This window comes from Pseudomonas sp. SMN11 (assembly GCF_052041945.1).
Classification (GTDB): domain Bacteria; phylum Pseudomonadota; class Gammaproteobacteria; order Pseudomonadales; family Pseudomonadaceae; genus Aquipseudomonas.
Genome location: NZ_JBKGGW010000044.1, coordinates 1 through 22,893, shown reverse-complemented (window position 1 = coordinate 22,893; position 22,893 = coordinate 1). Strand labels below are relative to the sequence as shown.

Below are 22,893 nucleotides of genomic sequence, written 5' to 3'. Positions count from 1 at the left end.
ACGCTCCACAATCCCTTGGGTACCGGGGCGTCGACCGGCCTCACCCGTCACTTGCAAGCGTAGGTGCTGCCCCGGTAAACGTCGAACGCCTACTCGTTGACCTGGAACGCTACCCGCGCTGTTTCTCCGCTCTCGTCCAGAGCACTGAGTTCGAACTGCCCGACCTGGTCAAAACGCACCAGCACGCTTTCCTGCCCTTCGCTTTCGCCCAGCGGCTGGCCGTTGAGGAACCACCAGCGGCGCCCGCCACCACCCAAGGCAGAAACGCGCAACTGCAAGGGTTCGCTACTGGTGGCCGGGCGCCGCAGGTTGTCGTCGGGGCGCACGCCGACGATCGACAGCGGCGGCGCGCTGGCCGGGACCTGTGGCGGGCAGCTTGGGTCCACCGCCGGCAGCCGCGCCGCACGCCGCTCGACGCGTGGCAACCAAGGCTCCAACGGTGCCGGCCACAAGGCGATGTCGATTGCCTTGGCGCCTGGGCAACTGCCGTCCACGCGCAGGCCTTGAGTATTGACCCAGATGCTCTCGCGCAGGCCAAGGCCGAGGGGCTGGTCAGCAGCCTGCAAAGTGGGAGGCGTCGTGCCATCGAGGGTCCAGGCAAAGCGCTGGCGCCGGCAGTTCGGGTCCTGTCGGTTCATTGGCTGGCCCAGCGGCCAGCAGATGGCCGCCACGCCAACGCTTTCCGGCACACGTTCCACCGGTACCCGGATACCGCGCTGGCTGTCGCGGTTGCTCAGCAAGTCATGCACCTGCAGCATCAAGGGTGCCGCCGAAGCCAGGCCGAACTGCCCGGGCACCGGCGTGCCATCGGGGCGACCGATCCATACCCCGATCAGGTAGCGCGGCCCTACGCCGATCGACCAGGCATCGCGAAAGCCATAGCTGGTACCGGTTTTCCAGGCCAGCTGCGGGCGCTGCACCAGTTCGGCATACGGGTCGCGGTCGGGCCGCGCCTGACCACTGAGGATGCGCCGGATGATCCAGGCCGCGCCCGGCGACATCAGTCGCCGCTCCAGCAACGGATCCTGCGGTTGCAGGCGAACCTGAGCGCTGTTACCGCCCCGGGCCAGTGCCGCATAGCCGCCGACCAGGTCCTCCAGGCGGCTACCGGCGCCGCCCAGAATCAATGCCAGGTTGGGCTCGGCCAGTGGCGGCAGCGCCAGCGGCACGCCGGCCATGCGCAACTGAGCGGCGAAGCGTTTGGGCCCATACGCTTCGAGCAATTGCACTGCCGGCAGGTTGAGCGACAGCGCCAGTGCCGAGCTGGCCGACACTGGGCCGCTGAAGCCCATCGAGAAATTACCGGGGCGATAGTCGCCGTAACGACGCGGTACATCCTGCAGCAGCGATTCGGAGTGGATCAGGCCGTCATCCATGGCCAGGCCGTAAAGAAAAGGCTTGAGCGTCGAGCCTGGCGAGCGCAACGAGCGGACCATGTCGACATGGCCAAAACGGCGCTCGTCGCCCAAGTCGATCGAGCCCAGGTAAGCGCGCACCGCCATGGTCTGCGCCTCGACCACCAGGATCGCCGCCGAGGTGCGCTCCGGCAGGCGTGCGCGCCAACCCAGCAGCAGGTCCTCCAGGCGCCGCTGCAGCGAGGCGTCGAGGGTGGTGCGAATCAACGTCGGGCTGTCAGGGGTGTTCAGTCGCCGCGCCAGCAGGGGCGCCAACGCAGGTTCCTGACGCGGGGCCAGCAACAAAGGCTCCTCGGCGGCCTCCTTGATCTGTCGGGCCGGCCACACCTGATATTCGTCCAGGCGCTGTAGCACCTTGTCCCGGGCCCGCTGGGCACGGGCCGGGTGGCGGTCCGGGCGCAAGCGGCTCGGTGCCTGCGGCAGCACCGCCAGCAGTGCCGCCTCGGCGGGCGTGAGATGTTGCGGTGACTTGCCCAGATAAGCCCAACTGGCCGCGGCCACGCCCTGCAAGGTACCGCCGAACGGCGCACGATTCAGGTAGATCTGCAGGATCTCGCGCTTGGACAGGTGCCACTCCAGCTGCGCGGTGCGCCACAGCTGCCGCAGTTTGCCGGCCAGGGTGCGATCATGCGGGTCGAGCAGGCGTGCAACCTGCATCGACAAGGTGCTGCCGCCAGACACCACCCGCCCACCCCGCAGGTTGAGCAAGGCGGCCCGCGCCAGGGCCAGCGGGTTGACCCCCGGGTGGCGGTAGAACCAGCGATCCTCATACGTCAGCAGGGCCTGCAGGTACAGCGGCGAAACGTCTTCCGGGCTGACCGGATATCGCCACACACCATCGGCATCGGCAAAGCGCCACAACGGTGTGCCGTCTTCGGCCAGCACCACCCGAGCCAGGTCATTGCCCGGCATCGGCAGCGGCCAGATGCGGTCGGCCAGCCACAACAGGCCGAGCAGCATCAGGATGCTGATCACAGTCGCACGCACAAGCGTTCCCGCTCGGGTACGTGGCCGCGCTAAGCTTGGCATCGGGAACCGGCCTGGCCAGGTAATGGCCTAAGGCTGGGGAGCGGCAACCGTGCCGATTCGTACATCAGGAAGCAACTATGCATGTAGAAGGTTTTTTCGAGTGGCTTGGCCAAGCACTGGGGTCGTTGATCCGCTTCATCGTCGACATCATGAGCGGCCTGTTCAACCTGCTGGCCAACGCCGGGGGCAATTTCATCGATGGCCTGGCACGCACGTTGGGCATGGACACCTCGCTGATCAGCATCCTCGCCCTGATCATCGGCCTGATGCTGCTGTACTCGGCAATCCGCGCCTTCATGCGCGCCTCGATCATCCTCGGGATCATCTGGCTGGTGTTGGGGTTGTGGGTGATGAGCTGGGTCATTCACTGACGGAATGCTGGACTGCTTCTGTGGGAGCGGCCTTGCGTCGCGAAAGGGCTGCACAGCAGTCCCGGCAATTTCAGCTGCCCGGCTGAGATCCGGGGGCGCTTCGCACCCCTTTCCGACCGGTCCGGCGTCCCGGCAAGGCCGCTCCCACAAGGTCCGCACTAACCTTTAACGAGCTTTTACCGTCATCTCTCCTTGCCCATCTCCCACCGCCTGCAGATTCGGTCGATACATCGACTCCACCTGCGGCGGGGGCACCCGGTAGGTGCCCGGGGTCACCGCCCGCGCCAGGTACAGCAGGTGCGTGGTGCCATAACCATCGAGCTTGAGGGCCGCCACGTAGCGGTCATCACGGTATTCCTGGTGCACCACGCTGGCGTTCTGCATCGACTCGCGCCATTGCTTCACCGCACTGCTGGCGTTGTCCAGGCTGGCAGCGCTCTGCGCCAGGTTCTGGTTCTCCAGTTCCAGGCCAGCTGGCAGCAAATCGACCACCAGGGCATCCGGCACGCGATCGCTGGCCTTGAGCGCCAGGTGCACCAGCACCAGGTCGCCGCTGCGCAGGTTATGCAGGTCCAGCGCCTGGCCGTTCATGCCCAGGTACTCACGGCGGATCTCCATGCCGTTGCCACCCGCGACAGGCGCCTGGCGTGGATAGCCCGACAGGGTCAGTTGCTGATAGAGCGTTTCGCTACCCTCGTTCTGCACGCTCAGCGGCGAGGCCAGCAATGGCCCTTCGAGCTTCATGCCCGCCTCGACGTTGTTGAACTCACGCACTTCACCGGCACTGTCCAGGCGTGCCTTCCACGGTGCTTCCGGCTTGCCCAGCAGGCCACGGCCGGCCAAGTACAACGCGTTGCGCTCCTGGGTCGACAACCAACGGTTGGCCGCCAGCTCGTCCGACAGGGCGAACAGGCGCTGGTCAACCTGGTTGCTGGCCAGTTTGCTCTCCTGCAGCAGTGCCAGGATCAGTGCCTGGTCGCGCAGGCTGCTGCCATAGTCAGCCATCCAGCCCTTGCTGCGGCTGACGCCAAGGCCCGCCTGTAGCGCCTGCTCGGCACGCGGCTTGTCGCCCATGGCGTCCAGCGCGACCGCCAGTTGCACCAGCGGCAGGCCGGAGCGGGCATCGGCGCGGCGCTCGAACAGGCTGCGCAATGCGCCCAGCGGTGCCTGCTGGCTGCGCGACAGCACCAGTGCAGCGTAGGCTTGCACGGCGAAGCGGGTGTGCTCGGCGTTTTCGCTGTAGTCGACTTCGATAAGGTTGCGTTCCTGCAAGTAGCGCAGCAGGCGCTCGTTAGCCTTTTTCAGGGCTTCGGCCGGCACGCCGTACCCCTGATCGCGGGCACGCAGCAGGAAGTCGGTAACATAGGCCGTCAGCCAGTATTCCTCTTCACTGTCCGAGCTCCACAAGCCGAAGCTGCCGTTGTAGCGCTGCATGCCCAGCAGGTGCTCGATGCCCATCTCGATCTTGCGCTTGCGCACCTCGGCCGGCTCACCCTTGATGCCCAGGCGCTTGAGGCTCTCGGCATCGGCGTACAGTGACGGATACAGGCCACTGGTGGTCTGCTCCAAGCAGCCGTAAGGGTAGGCTTCGAGGGCGCGGATCTGTTCGGCCAGGTTCAGTGGCGGGCGGCTCGACAGCGCCAGGCTGGCTTCCAGGCCCGCCGGCTCGAAGGCGGCCAGGTCGGTTTCCGGCAAGGTCCATGGCTGGTCCTTGAGGGCCACGCGATAATGCTTGAGCATCGCCGGGTAAGCCGGGCGCACGCCCAGGGTCCATTCACGTTCGAAGGTGTTCGCCGGCTCGCCCGGCAGTTGCAGGCCATTGACCCGCACCTGCACCTTGCCTTGCCCCAGGCCGCCCAAGGCCTGTACCGGGATCAGCAGCGTGCTGCGCTGGCCTTCGGCCAGGGCGATAGTCTGCTGGGCGCTGGCCGCCAGGCTCAGCTGGCCTTCAGTGCGGATCTCGACACTCAACTGTTGCGCGCGCCCCGACAGGTTGGCCAGGTCCAGCGCCAGGCTGGTGCGGTCACCGCCGGCCAGGAAGCGCGGCGCCGACAGTTCGGCGATCAGCGGCGCGGCTACTACCGTCTTGCCTTCGGCCATGCCGAAATGCTCGTCGGTCCAGGCTTGGGCCATCAGCCGCAGCTCGCCATTGAAGTCGGGAATATCGACGGTCGCCTCGCCTTCGCCTTGGTCGTTCAGGGTCACCGGCAGGCTTTGCTGGGCAACGATGGTCACCGTGGTGTTGGGCCGCTTGCCGCCCTTGGCCATTGCCGCGTCACCGCCGAAGGCCAGGCTGGCCAGGCGGCCCTGGCCGGCTTCGATCAGCTGGCCGTAGATGTCCAGCTGGTCGGCGCCGTAGGCCTTACGGCCGAACAGGCTGGCAAAGGGGTCGGGGGTCTTGAAGTCGGTGATGTTGAGGATGCCTACATCGACTGCGGACAGCAGCACGTGCACTTGCTTCGGCACGCTGCCGTCAGCATTGGCAGCCTTGATCTTCACCGTCAGCGGCTGCTTGGGCCGCATCTTCTCCGGCGCCTGCAGGCTGACCGCGAGCTTGCGCTCGGCACGCGCCAGCGGCAGGTGCAGCACGCCGACGGCGCGCTTGGGCGTGGCATTGGCCTTGCGCTCACCCGGGCGGATCACCAGCGCGCTGATATACAGGTCGTGGCGCGCCCACTGTTTGTCCAGTTGCACATCGAAGGTCTTGCCCTCGGCAGGCACCTCGATTTCCTGCCACCACAGCGGGCCATCGCTGGACTCGATCATCAGGTAGCCGCTGCCGGCCGCTGGCGGGGTCACGGTGACCCTGGCGGTGGCGCCATCGGCATAGGCCGGCTTGTCCAGCGCCAGCTTTACCTGGTCCGGTCGCACCGCGCCGCCTTCGGCGTTGTACTGGGCGCGGTAACCGGCCCAGAAGCGCTCGCTGGAAACCAGCCCGGTCTCGGGGTCTTCCACCTCGACGCGGTATGGGCCCCACTCCACCTGGAAACTCAGCTTGGCGGTGGAGCCGGCCTTGACGCTGATGGTCTCCTCGCTCTGGGTGAGGAATTTCTCGTTGTAGTTGTAGCTCCAGCCATCGCTCTGCGAGTAGTTCCAGTAGTAGTCGCGACGCTCGCGGATCAGCCGCACTTTCATGTCGTTGGCGGCGAGCTTGTTGCCTTCGCGGTCGGCCACGAGGAACTCGAATTCCACCGGGCCATCGCTGTCGGTTTCCTCGCCGTCGAACAGGCCGCGCAGGCCAGGCAGGCGCTCGGCAGGCCAGATTGGCTGCTCAAGGCGGCGGGTGATCGGCCGGCCGCCGGACTCCTGCAGGCTGGCCTGCACGGTCAACTGCAGCGGCGAGCGGGCTTCGGCCCAGTGGCTCTCGATATCGACCACGCCCTTGCCAGCCTGGTCGAGGGTGACTTCGTCCAGCTCCAGATCCTGGGTCAGTTCGGTTTCGGTAACCGAGCCGAACTGGTAGCCCGGCAGTGCGGGCACGGCTTCGCGCAGTGGGCGCACATAGGCTTGGCCGCTCAAGCGGTTGCCGGCAGCTGGCGCACCGTAGAGGTAGCGGCCATTGACCTGGATGCGCGCATCTTCCTCGGGCGACAGCGGTGTATCGCTGCCCTTGAGCTCAAGTGCCAGGCGCTCGGGGAGGAAATCTTCGACGAGGAACTCGTAGACCTGCTTGCGCCCACCACCCAGGTCGAGCAGCAATTGCCAGCGGCCGGTCGGGGCCTCCGTGGCCAGTTGCAGCTGGTACTGATACAGGCCATTGGCGTCGGCCTCCCAGACGAACTTGCGGCTGACCTGCTCATCCGGGCGGCGCACTTCCACGCTGACCGGCTGGGCCTTGACCGGCTTGCCATCCTGGTCGCGCAGCAGGCCGTTGAGCAGCACCGTTTCACCCGGGCGATAAAGGTCGCGCGGGCCGAAGATGAAAAACTGCAGCGGGTTGGCCTGGGGGCCGGTGATGTCGAACTCGGCCAGGTCCAGGGCAGCGGTGTTCAGGCGCAGCAAGGTGGTGTGCACGCCCTGGGTGGCGATCAGGGTGTCGGCCTTGGCCGTGATCGGCAGCTGGGCATGGCCGGCGCCGTCGGTCTTGGCCTGGGCCAGCAGCTTGCCCTTGTCGTCATGCAGTTCGAGGTTGACGTCCTTGAGTGCCTTGCCGCCTTCCAGGGCCTGGGCGAACACGTCCAGGCGATCACGGTAGCGGTGGGCGGACACGCCGATGTCGCTGAGGGTGAACAGTGTCGCCGGCTGCGAATAGTCATAGGTGCCCGAGGCACGCATCACGGCCAGGTACACGCCTGGCTCCTGCAGTGGCTTGATCCCGGCAATCGGCAGCAACACGGTTTCGCGGGTGTTGCGCGCCGGGTTCAGGTCGAAACGGCCGCTGTAGACCAGCTCGGCCATGTCCAGGGTTTCCTTGGACTGGTAGTAGTACAGGCTGCTGTTGCGGCCCCAGCTGGCCAGGAAGGTCGAGAGCATCTCGGGCTTGACCCGGAAGAACTCGACATCGACCTTGGGCACGTTCAGCGCAATCACCGGCAGGCCTTCGGCCAGGCGGGTGGGCAGCAACGAACCACGGCTGGCAAAGCCGACGGTGGGTTGCATGTCGCGGGTTTCCAGGCGGCTCACCGATTCGCTGTCGAGCTGTTTGCCGTTGACCGCCAACAGGCCCTTGTCGACGGTCAGCACCAGCTTGCGCTGCGGCTCGAGGTGGCGCAGACGCAATTCCATCTGGTTGTCGGAGAGTTCCCAGGCACCATCGACCTTGCCTTTGACCGTGTCGACCAGGTGCACCTTGGCGGCGAAGTCCTGCTTGGCGTCCAGCGGTGCCGAGAAGCTGATCGACAAGGTGCTGGCGCCATCGAGCTGCACTTCCGAGACATCCAGCACGCTGAGCTCGCGCCCTTCGTAGCGTTTGGCGAGGACAGCAGGGTCCTCGCGCTTGGGCGCCGGGGCCTCGACCGCAGCGCTCGCGGCCGGTTTTTCGGCGGCAGCGGGTTTGTCCGGCGTCGAGGAATCACAGGCACTGAGCAAGGCCAGCGCGCAGGCCAGCAACAATCCTTTGTTGAACATGGAGTGGGAACTCTTAGGCAGCGTGTACGTGAGGGCAGCAACTATAGCGCAACGGTGGACGTGGGACTTTCACCGATGCGGCAAGTGAGACCCTGTTCGCGCGGATTGGTTGCCTGGCCGGTACACTGTGTCCAGCCGAATACCGGGGACGCTTTGCGCCCCGCAGCCTCAGGAATAGCAATGTCGCAACTGTCCGCCGACTGGCAACACCGCCCCACCCACCGCAAGGTCTGGGCGCTGGCAGCGCCCATGATCCTCTCCAACATCTCGGTGCCGCTGGTGGCGCTGGTCGACAGCACCGTGATCGGCCACCTGCCGCACGCCCACCAGCTCGGTGCCGTGGCCGTGGGCGCCACGCTGTTCACCTTCATGGTCGGCCTGATGGGCTTCCTGCGCATGGGGTCCACCGGCTTCGCCGCCCAGGCCGCCGGGCGTGCCGACGGCGCCGCCCTGCGCCAGGTACTGGTACAAGGCCTGCTGCTGGCCTTGGCCTTCGCCCTGCTCATTGGCCTGCTTGCACTGCCCTTCAGCCAGTTGGCGCTGCACGCCATGCAACCGAGCGAGGCGTTGCAGCAATCCACCGAAGACTTCTTCCATACCCGGTTGCTCGGCCTGCCAGCCGCACTGGCCAGCTATGCGCTGGTCGGCTGGTTCCTCGGCACACAGAACGCACGAGCGCCGTTGGCGATTCTGCTGACCACCAACCTGCTGAACATCGCCCTCAACCTGTGGTTCGTGCTTGGCCTGAACTGGGGCGTGCTGGGTTCGGCGCGGGCCTCGGTGATCGCCGAATGGAGTGCCGCGTTACTCGGCCTGGCCCTGACCCGCCCTGCCTTGCGCGCCTACCCCGGGCAGATCGTCTGGACTGCGCTCAAAAGCTGGCAAGCCTGGCGGCCATTGCTGGCGGTAAACCGCGACATCTTTCTGCGCAGCCTGGCGCTGCAGTTGGTGTTCCTGCTGATCACCGTGCAGGGCGCACGCCTGGGCGAGGCCACGGTGGCGGCCAATGCCCTGCTGCTCAACGGGCTGCTGCTCACTGCCTACGCCCTCGATGGTCTGGCGCACGCCGTCGAGGCGCTGTGCGGGCATGCCATTGGTGCGCGGGACCGGGATACCTTGCGCCGGTCACTGGTGGTGGCCTGCGGTTGGTCGCTGATCACCAGCCTGGGGTTTGCCGGCTTGTTCCTGCTGGGCGGGCACCTGTTCATCGACCTGCAGACCAATATTGATAGCGTGCGGGCGGCGGCCTATCCGTACTTGCCGTACCTGGCGCTGCTGCCGTTGATTGCGGTGTGGAGCTACTTGCTCGACGGGCTGTTCATCGGCGCAACCCGGGCGCGGGAAATGCGCAATGCGATGGTGCTGTCGGTGCTGATTGCGCTGCCTTTGGGGGTGGTCATGAGCGGGTTTGGCAACCATGGGTTGTGGTTGGCCTTTCTCGGGTTCATGGCGTTGCGGGCGGTGACGCTGGGGTGGGTTGGCTGGCGATTGCAGGCAAGAGAGCGTTGGATTCAGTGACGCCGGGGCCGCGTTGCGGCCCTTTCGCGACACGAGGCCGCTCCCACAAGGGCCTGCGTTCGCCGATCAATGTGGGAGCGGCCTTGTGTCGCGAAATGAGGGCGAAGCCCTCACCTGCTGACTCAAAGCCACACACAATCCCAATATGGATATTCACCTGCACGTTTGACCAAACCAGCGCGGACAGGATTCGCAATGATGTACCGTGCCACCGCCTTAACATCTTCTTCGCGACGTAAGGCCCGGTCATGAAAACTGGATTGCCAGATCTGACGCCGGTCAGCGCCGGCCCTGTAGAGCGCACAACTGCTTCGCGACTTGAATGCGCACATCAGATCACTGAGACCGACGTCATTCAACTCAATCAACCAATGAAGATGGTCAGGCATCAGCACCCAGGCCAGAGATCGGCATGCCATGTCTTCATCACTTTTACGTAACTGATGGACGATAGTCCTGGCCCAGTGGAAATCAGTGAATAGCGGGACGCGATCTCTTGTATTGGTTGTAATGAGGTAAAGGCGGCCGAACTCGGACCAGCGGCCTCGCCGCAACAGATTGGAGCTAGGACTTTCCATGTCACTCTCCTTTGAACATTGCACTCAAAGGTAGACGCGGTGGAGCTGAGCCTTCAGAGAGGTTCATTACCGAGTGTGAATTCGGTCAGGGCTTCGCCCTCATTTCGCGACGCAAGGCCGCTCCCACAAAAAAGCCGTACGGCGTTTGCAGGAGCGGCCTCGGCGGTCACGACGACAGGTAGGACGAGCGGGTCAGGCCCAGGCGCAACGCATCGAGGAACTGGGTCCGCTCGCGCGCGCTGATCTTGGCGCTGGCTACCTTGTCGCGGTAGTGAGTCATCAACTCCTCCGGCGACAGGTGCACGTATCGCAGCATGTCTTCGATGGTGTCGTGGGTCTCGATACCGGCGTGGTACACGCTGCCATCGGCATTCTGGTAGATGTTCACCGAGTCGGTGTCACCGAACAGGTTGTGCATGTCGCCAAGGATTTCCTGGTAGGCGCCGACCAGGAACACGCCCAGCAGGTAGTCCTCACCTTCGTTGACCGCATGCACCGGCATGCTGGTCTCGATGCTCTGCTCGTCGACGTACTGGTTGATCTTGCCGTCGGAGTCGCAGGTCAGGTCCTGCAGCACAGCACGACGCATCGGCTCTTCGTCCAGGCGATGCAGCGGGATGATCGGCAGTACCTGGCCGATAGCCCAAGTGTCCGGCAGGCTCTGGAACACCGAGAAGTTGCAGATGTACTTGTCGGCCAGCTTGTCGTTGAGCTCGTCCAGCACCTGGCGGTGCGAGCGCTGGCGGGCCTTCAGCGAGTTGTGCAGGCGGCGGCACACGGCGAAGTAGCACTGCTCGGCCAGGGCTTTCTCGGCCAGGCTGATCTTGCCATCGGCATACTGCGCCGCCACGTCGCCCATGTAGTGGGTGGCGCGCCAGTAGGTTTCGGTGACCATCTCGATGTCGGTCGGGCCCAGCAGGTCGACCAGCCATTGCACGGTTTCCGGCAGGGCTTCCTTGTTTTCGATGGTCGGCACATCGTCGTTGTGCTTCTCGACGTCGGTCACCTGGATCACCAGCATCGCGTGGTGCGCGGTCAGCGAACGACCGCTCTCGGAGAAGATGTGCGGGTGCGGCAGGCCCTGCGCGTCGCAGAACTCCTTGAGCATGCCCACCACCACACCGGCGTAGTCATCCATGTCGTAGTTGATCGAGCTGGCATTACGCGAGTGGGTACCGTCGTAGTCCACGCCCAGGCCACCGCCGACGTCGATATGGTCGACCGGCAGGCCCAGCGCACGCAATTCGCCGTAGTAGCGGATGGCTTCCTTGAAACCGTGCTGGTAGTCGGCCAAGTTGGCGATCTGCGAGCCCATGTGGAAGTGCAGCAGGCGGATGCCCTGGTCCAGGCCGGCATCGCGGAAGCGTTGCACCACCGAGATCAGCTGGGCGGCGGACAACCCGAACTTGGACTTCTCGCCCCCGGTGTCGGCCCACTTGCTCGACGCCAGCGACGACAGGCGCACGCGCAGGCCGACCTGCGGCTTGACCTTGAGATCGGCAGCCTCATCGATCACCAGAGCCACTTCCGACTCTTTCTCGATGACGATGAACACGTTGTGGCCGAGCTTCTGGCCCATCAGCGCCAGGCGGATGAACTCGCGGTCCTTGTAGCCGTTGCAGACGATGGTGCCGCCCTTCGGCGCCAGCGCCAGCACGGCCAGCAGCTCAGGCTTGGAGCCGGCTTCCAGGCCGATCGAGACGTTCTGCGTGGCGATGATGTTTTCCACCACCGCTTCCTGCTGGTTGACCTTGATCGGGTACAGCGCGGTGTACTGGCTCTGGTATTCCAGGCGCGCGATGTTGGCATCGAAAGCGCCGGTCAGCTGGCGTACGCGGTCCTGCAGGATGTCGGGGAAGCGCACCAGCAGCGGCAGCGACAGGCCGCTCTGACGCAGCTCGTCGACCTGTTCGAACAGGTCGATCGGCGCGCTGCCGGGGCCGTTGGGGCGCACTTCGACGCGCCCGGCTTCATTGATGGCGAAATAACCAGCGCCCCAATGGCGGATGCCGTAAACACTGCGGCTGTCGGCCACGGTCCATTGGCTACCATCGTCTTTGCGTGTGCGTCGTACGGACATTCAAGTCCCCTATAGATAAGTCGAAGACACTGCCCCGCAAGGAGGCGGGCGCAGTGTAAAAGCCGAAAATGACGATTCGTCCGTGCCCTGGGGTAGACCCTGGTCACGGGAACGAGTTTAGAAAGCGTTGGGCAAAAAATCGCGGGGGCGCATCAGCCGCCGGACTTTTTCGCCTTGAAGCCCTGTTTGATCAGCTCGGCGATCAGCAGCTCGACGTGGTCGCCCTGGATCTCGATGACCCCATCCTTCAGCGCACCGCCGGTACCGCAGCGGCGCTTGAGGGTGGTGGCCATTTCCTTGAGCTGGTCGAGCGGCAGCGGCACGCCGGTGACGGTCGTCACGGTCTTGCCGCCACGGCCTTTGCTTTCACGACGCACACGGGCGATGCCGTCACCTTCGGGGATGACTTGCTGCTTGCAGGTGCAGGCGTCCACCGGCTGGCCACAGTCGGGACAATGCCGACCGGCATCGGTGGAGTAAACGAGACCGCCAAGGGCGGCGAAGGAAGAAGCTTTCTTGGCCACTTTTGTTCCTCTGTGCTGAGGACAAAAACTGGTCAGTCCCTGGGGCAGAGACCGACCGCGAAGCCCCACTCTGGCAGGGGCGGCGCTACTGCCGCAAGATCCTGCGGCAGCCCGAAAAGGGCGCGCAGTGTAACGATAAATCAGGCGGTTGCTAAGTACTGGAATGCGCCATTTTGCGAATGATTTGCGACCTTGGGGCTGCTACGCAGCCCTTTCGCGACACAAGGCCGCTCCTACAAGGGTTGCGCGTTCGCCTGCAGAAGCGGCCTTGTGTCGCGAAAGGACCGCAAAGCGGTCCCCGACGTCATTCCAAGCTGGCCTTGTAGCGCTGCAACGCGGCCAGCGAGTCCGGGCAATAGGGTTTGATCAGGCTGTCCTGCTCTGCCAGCGCAAGGCTGACAAACTTCGCCTCGATCACCTCTTCCGGCTGCAACCGCAGTGGCGCATCCGACACCGCCGAATACACCGCGCACCACAGGTGGTTGTCTGGCATATCGAAATAGAACCGCTCATGGAAACGCAACTCGACGCCTTCGATGCCCAGCTCCTCGGCCAGCTCGCGGGCAGCCGAGTCGTCATACGCCTCCCCTGCCGTCACCATGCCACCGGCCGCGACGTCCCAATACCCCGGGTACAGCGCCTTGCTCAGGGCCCGCCGATGCACACACAGCTCACCGGCACTGTTGAACAACAGGATGAACGTGCAGCGGCCAATCAGGCCACGCTCGCGCAGCTCGGCCCTGGGCAGCGCGCCGAGCACCTGGTCGGCGTCGTCCACCCAGGTGACCAGTTCACGGTCGGAAGCCGCCCGGTGGGCGGCCTCGTTGGAGCTGATGGCCATGCTCAACCCTGCGACAGCAACTGACGCAGATCGATCACTGCGGCGTTGGCCCGGGAAATGTAGTTGGCCATGACCAGCGAGTGGTTGGCCCACATGCCGAAGCCGCTGCCGTTGAGCACCATCGGGCTCCACAGCGGTTCCTGCGAGGCTTCCAGCTCACGAATGATCTGACGCACGCTGACGGTGGCGTTCTTCTTCGCCAGCACGTCGGCGAAGTCGACCTCAATGGCGCGCAGCAGGTGCGACAGTGCCCAAGCCTGGCCACGGGCTTCGTAAAACACGTTGTCGATCTGCAGCCACGGAGTTTCCACCAGCTCTTCATCGACCTGCGGCGCCTGGCCGGCGACCACCGACTCAGTCTTAAGGGTGGTGTTGAGCTTGACCCGGCCAACGCTGGCCGACAGGCGCTGCGACAGCGAACCCAGGCGGGTGGCGACGTCACCCAGCCAGTTGTTCAGGTTGTCGGCGCGGGTATAGAAGATCGCGCCCTTGTCGCCGGCGGCCAGGCGCGCCTGGTAGCGGCTCAGCGACTTGATGCCCTCTTCGAACTCCGATTCGCTCGACGGCAGGATCCAGCTCTTGTTGTCGAAGTTGAAGCGCGGCTCGGCCTTGGCCAGGTCGGCATCTTCGGTGGACTGCGACTGCGAACGGGCGAAGTCCTTGCGCAGGGCCCGGGACAGGTCACGCACCTGCACCAGCACGCCGTACTCCCAGCTCGGCATGTTGTCCATCCACAGGCCTGGCGGGAAGCGGTCGTTGGAAATGTAACCGCCCGGCTTGTTCAGCAGGGTGCCGGCGACGGTCTTGAGTGTTTCGATGGTCGTATAGCCGATGACCATCTGCTGGCCACTGCGCTCGGCGGCGGCCTGGGCGTTCTGCTGCACCGGGAACAGGTCCGGTTCCTGGCTCCAGTACCAGCCCAGGCCGATGCAGACCAGCAGGTACAACCCGATCAGGGTACCCAGGGCACGGCTCCAAAGGCCGCCAAGGTAGCTACGGGCTGCTGCGCCGCGGCCGTCCACACGTTCACGGGGCTCGGCTTTGGCCTCGCGGTTTTTCCAGTCCAGCATGGCGTTGTCCTTAATCAGTCACGACGGTTCAAGGGCTTGGACCACAGGCCAGCGCCAGGGTGCCACGGCAAGCCCGCGTGGCAGCACTATAAAGCAGACACCGCCGTACGCATAAGCGACCAATGAGTCAGCAATTGAATATTCGTTCGCAAGCCTTTGTTGACGCGGAGCACGTGCGGATGGAAAAAGGGGTGCTAGCATACAGCCATCATCGAACCTGCATAGCCCACTAACAAGTAGCCAGGACATGACCCAAGCCGCGAAGCCGAGCCCGGAGCGCCTCTCGCAGGAGCTCGAACAGCTGTTGCAGCGCCTGTCGCGTACGCGCCTGCGCCACGGCGATCAGCCCGACCAGCTCGAGCTGCCACCTGCGCGCAAACCGGTCTACCTGCTGCTGCACGATCATGAGCGCGCTGAGCGCCTCGCCCAACAGCTGGAATTCTTCGGCCTGAGCGCGCAGCCGCAGCCGTGCGCCAGTGCGTTTCTGGCATCGCTGGCCGAGCAGCCTCCGGCCGCCATTGTCATGGATGTCGACTTCGACGGCCCCGGTGCCGGCCTGCCGTTGGCGACGCTGGCGCAGCGGAGCCAGGCACAACCCATACCGCTGCTGTTCTTCAGCCTGCACGAGGCCGACACGCCGACACGCCTCGCGGCGGTGCGCGCCGGGGGCCAGGCATTTCTGACCGGTACGCTGGAAGCTTCCAGCCTGCTGGAAAAACTCGAAGCCATGACCAGCAACGCACAGCAAGAACCCTTGCGCGTGCTGATCATCGACGATTCACGCGCCCAGGCCTTGCATACCGAACGGGTACTGGCCAGTGCCGGGATGCTGACCCGCAGCCTGAACGACCCGATCCGCGCCATGGCGGAGCTGGCCGACTTCCAGCCCGACCTGATCATCCTCGACCTGTACATGCCGACGTGTTCAGGCCCGGAGCTGGCCAAGGTGATCCGTCACAACGACCGTTACGTCAGCGTGCCGATCATCTACCTGTCCGCCGAGGACGACCTGGACAAGCAGCTCGATGCCATGAGCGAAGGCGGCGATGACTTCCTGACCAAGCCGATCCGTTCGCGGCACCTGATCACCACCGTGCGCAACCGAGCCGCACGCGCCCGCCACCTCAAGGCTCGCATGGTCCGCGACAGCCTGACCGGGCTGTACAACCACACCCACATCCTGCAACTGCTCGAAGACTGCAGTTACCGCGCCCGCCGTGAGCAGCAACCGCTGAGCTTCGCCATGCTCGACATCGACCATTTCAAGAAGATCAACGACCGCCACGGCCACCTCATGGGCGACCGGGTGATCAAGAGCCTGGCGCTGTTCCTCAAGCAACGCCTGCGCAAGACCGACTTCATTGGCCGCTATGGTGGCGAAGAGTTTGCCATCGTCATGCCCAACACCCCGCTGAAAGCCGCGCACAAGGTGCTGGACGAGATTCGCCGGCGTTTTGCCGAGATTCTCTACCCGGCGCAGCCGGAGGATCTTCAATGCACTTTCAGTGCCGGGGTGGTCCAGCTGGACGATCAGCTGGATGCGCTGAGCATGGCCAGCACGGCGGATGAGGCGTTGTACCGGGCCAAGCATGCCGGGCGTAACTGCGTGGTCAGGGTGGAGCCGTAACGACTGAGCGCAGTAGCTCAACGCTATCATCGTCATCACCTGGTAACAAATTCGCCATAAATTCAGGCGCTTATCTCTCGACTCCCCGCAGGAAGTTCGCGGCTATGCGCCTGAAGTGGCTGACCAATTTCAACACCCTGTTGCTGGTGACCGTGTGTATCGCCCTGGGCGCGACCCTGTGGTGGTCGCAACGTGCTCTGGAGCGGCCCTATCAGTTGATGGAGCGCTACCTGGGCCTGTCGCAACAGTTCCAGAACCAGACGGCGCGCAACATCCAGGCCTACCTGGGCAGTGGCGATGCCCTGCGCCATGCCGCTGCCGTCGAGGCCAACAAGCAGCTCGAAGCCTCGCTGACCGACTGGCCGCCAGAACTCGCCGGCAAGCTACGCCCGAGCCTGGACACCCTGCAGGCCTTCACCGCCAACGAACTGCTCGCCGCCGGCAAGCTGGCCGGCGACCCGCAAGCCCTGCTACTGCAGGCCGAACGCGAACTGGGGGCCAACTTCGAACAGTTGACCGCCTATGCCCGCGACAGCGACGGCAGCGAAGCCAACCGCTACCTGCTGCCATTGCTCGACGCCACCGTGCACCTGGGCCGGCTGTCGCTGGCCCGGGACAAACTGGTCAGCAGCGGCCGCGCCGAACTGGCCGACGAGGTCGAGCGCGAACTGCAACTGATCCACACCCAGGCCCAGGTCATCGACGGCCTGCCCCTGCTGGGGGTTACCCGGGCTGCCGAATCCAACGCCGACGACTTTGCCGCCATGATGGGCCTGCAGTCCCAGGCCAGCGAACAACAGGAAGACGTGGCGGTCGGCCTCAAGCGCGAGCTGCAAAGTCTGCTTAACCGCTACCCCTCCGAGCTGCAACGCACCCGCGAGCAGATTGACCGCCGCACCGCCCTGGCCGCCAGCACCAACCAGCGCCTGGAAGCCGTGCAACAGGCAATCGCCGGCCTGGAGCCGGAAGTGCGCGGCCAGCACGCGAAGATTGCCGGCGAAGTGCGCATCATCCAGGGGCTGATGATCGGCCTGATCCTGCTGATCGCCCTGCTCATCGACACTTTGCAGCGGCGCCTGGCCCGCACCCTGACCAGCCTGGCCCCGGCCCTGTCGCGCTGGGCCGAAGGTGACTTTGCCGCGCCTATCGCACTGGGCAAGACCAACCGCGAGCTGCACGACATTCAGGAATCGCTCAACCGCCTGCGCCAGTACCTGGTGGAGCTGGTCGGCACCATCCGCCACAACGCCGAGCAGGTTGCCGGCAGCAGCCACGCCCTGGCCGGCATGAGCGCCGCCCTGCACGACGGCGCCGAGCGCCAGGCCGGCGACACCGGGCAGATTCGCGATGCGCTGGGCGAGCTGGAAGCCACCATCCAGCAAGTGGCCGGCGATGCCAGCTCTGCCGCCGATGCCAGCCGCGATGCCGGCCGCGCGGTGGAACAGGGCCAGACGGTGATTGGCCAGAGCCTGTCAGGCCTTCGGGCGCTGGTAGACGAGGTGCAAGGCAACGCGCGCATGATCGAACAGCTGGCCGAGGAATCGGCCACCATCGGTGGGGTGCTGACGGTGATTCGCTCCATCGCCGAACAGACCAACCTGCTGGCATTGAATGCCGCCATTGAGGCCGCCCGCGCTGGCGAGATGGGCCGTGGCTTTGCTGTGGTAGCCGACGAGGTGCGCTCACTGGCGCAGCGCACCACCGGGGCTACCGGCGAGATCCAGGCGCTGATCGACCGCCTGCAGCAGGCGGCGCGAGAATCGGTGGCCGGGATGCGCACCCAGTTGGAACATGCCGAAGCCACCGCCAACCAGGCCCAGGCCGCCGATGGCGCGCTGGACGAAATTGTCAGCGCGATCCGCACGATTGCCGATACGGCGGTGCGCATTGCCGATGTCACCGCGCAGCAGAGTGGTGCGGTGAGTGAAATTCGCGATCACAGTGAGCGGATTCATGAGTTGGGTGAAGACAACCTGCAGCGTATTGGCGAAGGGCGCGAGCAGGGCGAACAGCTGCTGAGCCTGGGCGGGGAGCTGAGCAAGGCGGTGCGAGCCTTCAGGGTTTAGCAACCATACTGATATCCCTGTGGGAGCGGCCTTGTGTCGCGAAAGGGGTGCGAAGCGCCCCCAGGATTTGTGCATCACAGCTGATATTGCTGGGGCCGCGTTGCGGCCCTTTCGCGACACAAGGCCGCTCCCACAAGGACGGTACATGCTTCGAGGTTGCATGAGGCCTTGGCCAGCGGCCATGTGTCGCCCTCCCAGCCACTGCACACCCAACCACCGCCAACTCCGCTATCATGCGGGCACGTTCCACCTCGCGAGTCCGCCATGCGCCGCCTGTTTCTCCTGCTGTTCCTGCTGCTGGCCAGCCCTGCTTTCGCCTCGGGCCTGCTCGACAACCGCCCCAGCGCCACCCTCGGCGCCGCTTCGCTGTCCAACAATGCCGACTTCCTGCCGGTCCACGAAGCCTTCAAGCTAAGCCTGGTACAGGCCGACGCGCAAACCCTCAAGTTGCGCTTCGTCGCCACCGACGGCTACTACCTGTACCGCCACCGCTTCCACTTCCGCACGGAACCGGCCGACATCGCCCTGGGCCCGCCGAACATCCCCAAGGGCGAAGCCAAGCACGATGAGTTCTTCGGCGACGTCGAGGTGTACCACGGCGTGCTCGACATCGAGATCCCACGCACCGACGCTCGCGCCTTCACCTTGCTGGTGGGTTACCAGGGCTGCGCCGACAAGGGCCTGTGCTACCCGCCGGAAACCGAACGCCTGAGCATTGATGGCGAAGCGCCCGCTGCAGGCGCCGCCGTGCCTGCAGGCGGCGAACAGGGCTGGAGCTGGAAGTCACTGCTGCTGTTCTTCCTCGCCGGGGTAGGCCTGACCTTCACCCCTTGCGTGCTACCGATGCTGCCAATCCTTTCTGGCGTGGTCTTGCGTGGCCAGGTCGGTGGTTTGCGCGGCCTCGCGCTGTCGCTGGCCTACGTGTTGCCAATGGCCGCCAGCTTCGCCGTGCTCGGCGCGCTGATGGGCCTGTTCGGCGCCGGCCTGAACCTGCAGGCACGCCTGCAGTCGGCCTGGGTACTGGTACCTTTCGCGCTTTTCTTCGTGGTGTTCGCCCTGGCCATGTTCGGCCTGTTCGAGCTCAAGTTGCCGCAAGCCCTGAGCAACCGCCTGAACAACGTCGCCAACCACACCCGGAGCGGCTCGCTGCTCGGTGCGGCAGTGCTCGGCGTGCTCTCCAGCCTGCTGGTTTCGCCCTGTGTGTCGGCGCCACTGGCGGGCGCCTTGCTGTACATCAGCGCCAGCGGCGATGCCGTGGGCGGTGCGCTCAAGCTGTTCGCCCTGGGCCTGGGCATGGGCGCACCCTTGCTCCTGATTGCCACAGGTGGCGCCGCCTGGTTGCCGAAGAGCGGCCCTTGGCTGAACACCGTGAAAAACGCCATCGGTGTATTGCTGCTGGGCCTGGCCATCGGCCTGCTCAGCCGTATGCTGCCAGGGCCGGCGACCTTGTTGCTGGTCGGCTTCCTGGCAGCCGGCGTGGCGCTGTTCCTCGGCGCCCTGGAGTTCGTGGTCAAAACGCCACGTCAGCGCCTGGCACAACTGCTGGGCCTGGCGCTGCTGGTGTATGCGCTGGCCTGCTGGTACGGCGCGCTCAGTGGCCAAGGTGACCCGCTGCGCCCACTGCCACCCCCCGCCGCTGCCACCAGCGGTGCAGTGGCCAAGGCCGATGCCTGGCAAACCGTCACCACCCCGGCGGCGCTGAACGCCGCCCTGGCCGAAGCAAAGGCCGCCGACCAACCGGTGCTGCTGGACTGGTACGCCGACTGGTGCATCAGCTGCAAGGTGATCGAACACGAAGTGCTCAATGCACCGCAGGTTCAAGGGCAGTTGAGCGCCTTCAAGCTGCTGCGCTTCGATATCACCCAAAGCAGCGCCGAACAGCGCACGTTGCTCGACCGCTACCAGCTGTTCGGGCCGCCGGCGCTGTTGTTCTTTGCGGCGAACGGCAGCGAAATGACCAGCGATCGGGTGATTGGCGAAATAAACGCCGGGGAATTTGCGCAGATTCTGACGCGCGTGCGCGGCAAACTCGGTCTATAACTTCCCGCGTGCCGGGAAATTTCTCCCAATGAGTGACCAGATTTCATTATTTGGTCACATACTTCGCGCGAACCTCGGGCAACGTGCTGCCTATTGCCGGGAACTGGACACTTGCCGTCGCTTTGCGGCACACTCGCCGCGCTGTGTCGAATTGCCCTACAAATCCAAGGAATCCGCAGATGGCAACCCTACTGGTGCTTCACGGCCCCAACCTGAACCTGCTCGGGACTCGCGAACCGGGCCACTACGGCGCCGTGACCCTGGCCCAGATCAACCAGGACCTGGAGCAGCGCGCCCGCGCCGCTGGCCACCATCTGCAGTACCTGCAGAGCAATGCCGAGTACGAACTCATCGATCGTATTCATGCCGCACGCAACGAGGGTGTGGACTTCATCCTGATCAATCCGGCTGCTTTCACCCACACAAGCGTCGCATTACGTGACGCATTGCTCGCGGTGAGCATCCCATTCATCGAAGTGCACCTGTCCAACGTGCACAAACGCGAACCGTTCCGTCACCACTCCTACTTTTCCGATGTTGCGGTAGGGGTGATCTGCGGCCTGGGCGCCAGCGGTTATCGCCTGGCCCTGGAGTCTGCACTGGAACAACTGGCTGCCAACGCACAGCCCTGATAACGAAAACCCTGGCCTCAGTGGGCCGGGGTTAGAGAGAAACGTTCAGATACGTTTTTAAATTTCGCCCCCTGACCGAACCTTTGGGAGTTGATGATTAATGGATATCCGTAAAGTCAAGAAACTGATCGAGCTGCTGGAAGAGTCTGGCATCGACGAGCTGGAGATCAAGGAAGGCGAAGAGTCGGTCCGTATCAGCCGCCACAGCAAGACCCCGGCCGCCCAGCAGTTCTACGCACCTGCGCCAATGGCTGCCGCACCTGCCGCTGCCCCGGTTGCCGCTGCCGCTGCGCCAGCCGCCGAAGCCGCTGCTGCCGCACCAGCCCTGAAAGGCACCGTGATCCGTTCGCCGATGGTCGGTACCTTCTACCGCAAGCCTTCGCCGACCTCGCCGAACTTCGCTGAAGTTGGCCAGAGCGTGAAGAAAGGCGACACCCTGTGCATCGTCGAAGCCATGAAGATGATGAACCACATCGAAGCCGATGTTGGCGGTGTCATCGACGCCATCCTGGTGGAAGACGGCCAGCCGGTTGAGTTCGACCAGCCGCTGTTCACCATCGTTTGAATCGCGGAGAGCCAACGATGTCTGGGAAGCTCGAAAAAGTCCTGATCGCCAACCGTGGGGAAATTGCCCTGCGGATCCTGCGTGCCTGCAAAGAGCTGGGCATCAAGACCGTCGCCGTGCACTCCACGGCCGACCGTGAACTGATGCACCTGGGCCTGGCAGACGAGTCGGTCTGCATCGGCCCTGCATCGTCCAAGGATTCCTACCTGCACATCCCGGCGATCATCGCTGCCGCCGAAGTCACCGGCGCCACCGCGATCCACCCGGGTTACGGCTTCCTCGCGGAAAACGCCGATTTCGCCGAGCAGGTGGAAAAGTCCGGTTTCGCCTTCATCGGCCCGAAAGCCGACACCATTCGCCTGATGGGCGACAAGGTTTCGGCCAAGGACGCGATGATCAAGTCGGGCGTACCGACCGTACCGGGCTCCGATGGCCCGCTGCCGGAAGACGAAGAAGTCGCCCTGGCGATCGCTCGTGATGTCGGCTACCCGGTGATCATCAAGGCCGCCGGTGGCGGTGGTGGTCGCGGCATGCGCGTGGTGCACAAGGAAGAGGACCTGATTTCCTCGGCCAAGCTCACCCGTACCGAAGCCGGTGCAGCCTTCGGCAACCCGATGGTCTATCTGGAGAAGTTCCTGACCAACCCACGTCACGTGGAAGTTCAGGTGCTGTCCGACGGCCAGGGCAACGCCATCCACCTGGGCGACCGCGACTGCTCGCTGCAGCGCCGTCACCAGAAGGTGCTGGAAGAAGCACCGGCCCCGGGTATCGACGAAAAGGCCCGCCAGGAAGTCTTCAAGCGTTGCGTCGATGCGTGCATCGAGATCGGCTACCGCGGTGCCGGCACCTTCGAGTTCTTGTACGAGAACGGCCGTTTCTACTTCATCGAGATGAACACCCGTGTGCAGGTTGAGCACCCGGTGTCGGAGATGGTCACCGGTATCGACATCGTCAAGGAGATGCTGAGCATCGCCGCTGGCAACAAGCTGTCGTTCCGCCAGGAAGACGTGGTCATCCGTGGCCACTCGCTGGAGTGCCGGATCAACGCCGAAGACCCGAAGAAGTTCATTCCGAGCCCAGGCAAGGTCAAGCACTTCCACGCCCCGGGCGGCAACGGCGTACGCGTCGATTCGCACCTGTACAGCGGCTACTCGGTTCCGCCGAACTACGACTCGCTGATCGGCAAGCTGATCACCTACGGCAAGGACCGCGACGAAGCCATGGCGCGCATGCGCAATGCCCTGGACGAGATCGTCGTAGACGGCATCAAGACCAACATCCCGCTGCACCGCGACCTGGTGCGAGATGAAGGTTTCTGCAAAGGCGGCGTCAACATCCACTACCTCGAGCACAAACTGGCCAACCAGGAGTGATCGCGTTAGCGTGATGCATCAAAACCCCGGACTTGTTCCGGGGTTTTTTATTAGCCCTCAGAAGGCTTGCACGGTCGCTGCAGGAGCGGCCTTGTGT

At 64.6% G+C, this 22,893-nt stretch carries 15 protein-coding genes; 8 read left to right on the top strand and 7 right to left on the bottom strand.

The genetic code is table 11. The annotated features are described in order from the left end of the window. Positions 1-89: 89 nt before the first annotated feature. Positions 90-2,444 (bottom strand): peptidoglycan glycosyltransferase PbpC, encoded by a 2,355-nt coding sequence (gene pbpC / locus ACLEJU_RS25640; protein WP_435424593.1) that lies wholly within the window; start codon positions 2,442-2,444, stop codon positions 90-92. Between the two features lie 77 nt (positions 2,445-2,521). Here pbpC and ACLEJU_RS25635 point away from each other — a divergent pair, with 77 nt between their 5' ends. After that, positions 2,522-2,815 carry a hypothetical protein gene (locus tag ACLEJU_RS25635; RefSeq protein ID WP_435424592.1) on the top strand — a complete coding sequence of 98 codons (294 nt, stop codon included), beginning with the start codon at positions 2,522-2,524 and terminating at the stop codon, positions 2,813-2,815. Positions 2,816-2,980: 165 nt separating this feature from the next. Here the strand turns inward: ACLEJU_RS25635 and ACLEJU_RS25630 are convergent, their stop codons facing one another. After that, a complete protein-coding gene (locus ACLEJU_RS25630) occupies positions 2,981-7,882 on the bottom strand; it encodes an alpha-2-macroglobulin family protein (RefSeq protein ID WP_435424591.1) in 4,902 nt (1,633 codons plus the stop codon). 180 nt (positions 7,883-8,062) lie between these two features. Here ACLEJU_RS25630 and ACLEJU_RS25625 point away from each other — a divergent pair, with 180 nt between their 5' ends. Beyond that, positions 8,063-9,400 carry an MATE family efflux transporter gene (locus ACLEJU_RS25625; protein ID WP_435424590.1) on the top strand — a complete coding sequence of 446 codons (1,338 nt, stop codon included), beginning with the start codon at positions 8,063-8,065 and terminating at the stop codon, positions 9,398-9,400. 122 nt (positions 9,401-9,522) lie between these two features. On the opposite strand, the gene ACLEJU_RS25620 is transcribed toward ACLEJU_RS25625, so the two are convergent. The 5 genes from ACLEJU_RS25620 to ACLEJU_RS25600 form a co-directional block, all read right to left on the bottom strand. Next, the gene (locus ACLEJU_RS25620; RefSeq protein WP_435424589.1) at positions 9,523-9,978 is read right to left on the bottom strand and encodes an REP-associated tyrosine transposase; all 456 of its coding nucleotides are present in this window, start codon (positions 9,976-9,978) and stop codon (positions 9,523-9,525) included. Between the two features lie 166 nt (positions 9,979-10,144). Then, positions 10,145-12,058: an arginine decarboxylase gene (gene speA, locus ACLEJU_RS25615; protein WP_103445819.1), complete on the bottom strand. Its 1,914-nt coding sequence runs from the start codon at positions 12,056-12,058 to the stop codon at positions 10,145-10,147. Positions 12,059-12,210: 152 nt separating this feature from the next. Next, positions 12,211-12,582: a translation initiation factor Sui1 gene (locus ACLEJU_RS25610; protein ID WP_435424588.1), complete on the bottom strand. Its 372-nt coding sequence runs from the start codon at positions 12,580-12,582 to the stop codon at positions 12,211-12,213. A 304-nt stretch (positions 12,583-12,886) separates the two neighbouring features. Continuing rightward, complete coding sequence (locus ACLEJU_RS25605) at positions 12,887-13,423, bottom strand: NUDIX hydrolase (protein WP_435424587.1); 537 nt, start codon at positions 13,421-13,423, stop codon at positions 12,887-12,889. A gap of 2 nt (positions 13,424-13,425) precedes the next feature. Beyond that, positions 13,426-14,493, bottom strand: coding sequence for a DUF2333 family protein (locus ACLEJU_RS25600; RefSeq protein ID WP_435424586.1), 1,068 nt, complete (start codon positions 14,491-14,493; stop codon positions 13,426-13,428). Between the two features lie 247 nt (positions 14,494-14,740). Here ACLEJU_RS25600 and ACLEJU_RS25595 point away from each other — a divergent pair, with 247 nt between their 5' ends. The 6 genes from ACLEJU_RS25595 to accC all read left to right on the top strand — a co-directional run bounded on the left by ACLEJU_RS25595 (position 14,741) and on the right by accC (position 22,796). After that, positions 14,741-16,120, top strand: coding sequence for a diguanylate cyclase (locus tag ACLEJU_RS25595; protein WP_435424585.1), 1,380 nt, complete (start codon positions 14,741-14,743; stop codon positions 16,118-16,120). A 104-nt stretch (positions 16,121-16,224) separates the two neighbouring features. Then, entirely contained in the window at positions 16,225-18,186 is a 1,962-nt protein-coding gene (locus ACLEJU_RS25590; RefSeq protein WP_435424584.1) for a methyl-accepting chemotaxis protein, read from the top strand. A 264-nt stretch (positions 18,187-18,450) separates the two neighbouring features. Further along, the gene (locus ACLEJU_RS25585) at positions 18,451-20,226 is read left to right on the top strand and encodes a protein-disulfide reductase DsbD (RefSeq protein ID WP_435424583.1); all 1,776 of its coding nucleotides are present in this window, start codon (positions 18,451-18,453) and stop codon (positions 20,224-20,226) included. Positions 20,227-20,405: 179 nt separating this feature from the next. Next, positions 20,406-20,858 (top strand): type II 3-dehydroquinate dehydratase, encoded by a 453-nt coding sequence (gene aroQ, locus ACLEJU_RS25580; protein WP_008093086.1) that lies wholly within the window; start codon positions 20,406-20,408, stop codon positions 20,856-20,858. A gap of 100 nt (positions 20,859-20,958) precedes the next feature. Next, the gene (gene accB / locus ACLEJU_RS25575) at positions 20,959-21,423 is read left to right on the top strand and encodes an acetyl-CoA carboxylase biotin carboxyl carrier protein (RefSeq protein ID WP_110633686.1); all 465 of its coding nucleotides are present in this window, start codon (positions 20,959-20,961) and stop codon (positions 21,421-21,423) included. A gap of 17 nt (positions 21,424-21,440) precedes the next feature. Continuing rightward, positions 21,441-22,796 carry an acetyl-CoA carboxylase biotin carboxylase subunit gene (gene accC / locus ACLEJU_RS25570; RefSeq protein WP_003255333.1) on the top strand — a complete coding sequence of 452 codons (1,356 nt, stop codon included), beginning with the start codon at positions 21,441-21,443 and terminating at the stop codon, positions 22,794-22,796. The last annotated feature ends 97 nt before the right edge of the window (positions 22,797-22,893 follow it).

What these genes read in the sequence shown, in the direction of transcription:
- pbpC (WP_435424593.1), bottom strand. Translation starts at nt 2,444, where the DNA reads ATGCCAAGCTTAGCGCGGCCACGTACCCGAGCGGGAACGCTTGTGCGT.
- ACLEJU_RS25635 (WP_435424592.1), top strand. Translation starts at nt 2,522, where the DNA reads ATGCATGTAGAAGGTTTTTTCGAGTGGCTTGGCCAAGCACTGGGGTCG.
- ACLEJU_RS25630 (WP_435424591.1), bottom strand. Translation starts at nt 7,882, where the DNA reads ATGTTCAACAAAGGATTGTTGCTGGCCTGCGCGCTGGCCTTGCTCAGT.
- ACLEJU_RS25625 (WP_435424590.1), top strand. Translation starts at nt 8,063, where the DNA reads ATGTCGCAACTGTCCGCCGACTGGCAACACCGCCCCACCCACCGCAAG.
- ACLEJU_RS25620 (WP_435424589.1), bottom strand. Translation starts at nt 9,978, where the DNA reads ATGGAAAGTCCTAGCTCCAATCTGTTGCGGCGAGGCCGCTGGTCCGAG.
- speA (WP_103445819.1), bottom strand. Translation starts at nt 12,058, where the DNA reads ATGTCCGTACGACGCACACGCAAAGACGATGGTAGCCAATGGACCGTG.
- ACLEJU_RS25605 (WP_435424587.1), bottom strand. Translation starts at nt 13,423, where the DNA reads ATGGCCATCAGCTCCAACGAGGCCGCCCACCGGGCGGCTTCCGACCGT.
- ACLEJU_RS25600 (WP_435424586.1), bottom strand. Translation starts at nt 14,493, where the DNA reads ATGCTGGACTGGAAAAACCGCGAGGCCAAAGCCGAGCCCCGTGAACGT.
- ACLEJU_RS25595 (WP_435424585.1), top strand. Translation starts at nt 14,741, where the DNA reads ATGACCCAAGCCGCGAAGCCGAGCCCGGAGCGCCTCTCGCAGGAGCTC.
- ACLEJU_RS25590 (WP_435424584.1), top strand. Translation starts at nt 16,225, where the DNA reads ATGCGCCTGAAGTGGCTGACCAATTTCAACACCCTGTTGCTGGTGACC.
- ACLEJU_RS25585 (WP_435424583.1), top strand. Translation starts at nt 18,451, where the DNA reads ATGCGCCGCCTGTTTCTCCTGCTGTTCCTGCTGCTGGCCAGCCCTGCT.
- aroQ (WP_008093086.1), top strand. Translation starts at nt 20,406, where the DNA reads ATGGCAACCCTACTGGTGCTTCACGGCCCCAACCTGAACCTGCTCGGG.
- accB (WP_110633686.1), top strand. Translation starts at nt 20,959, where the DNA reads ATGGATATCCGTAAAGTCAAGAAACTGATCGAGCTGCTGGAAGAGTCT.
- accC (WP_003255333.1), top strand. Translation starts at nt 21,441, where the DNA reads ATGTCTGGGAAGCTCGAAAAAGTCCTGATCGCCAACCGTGGGGAAATT.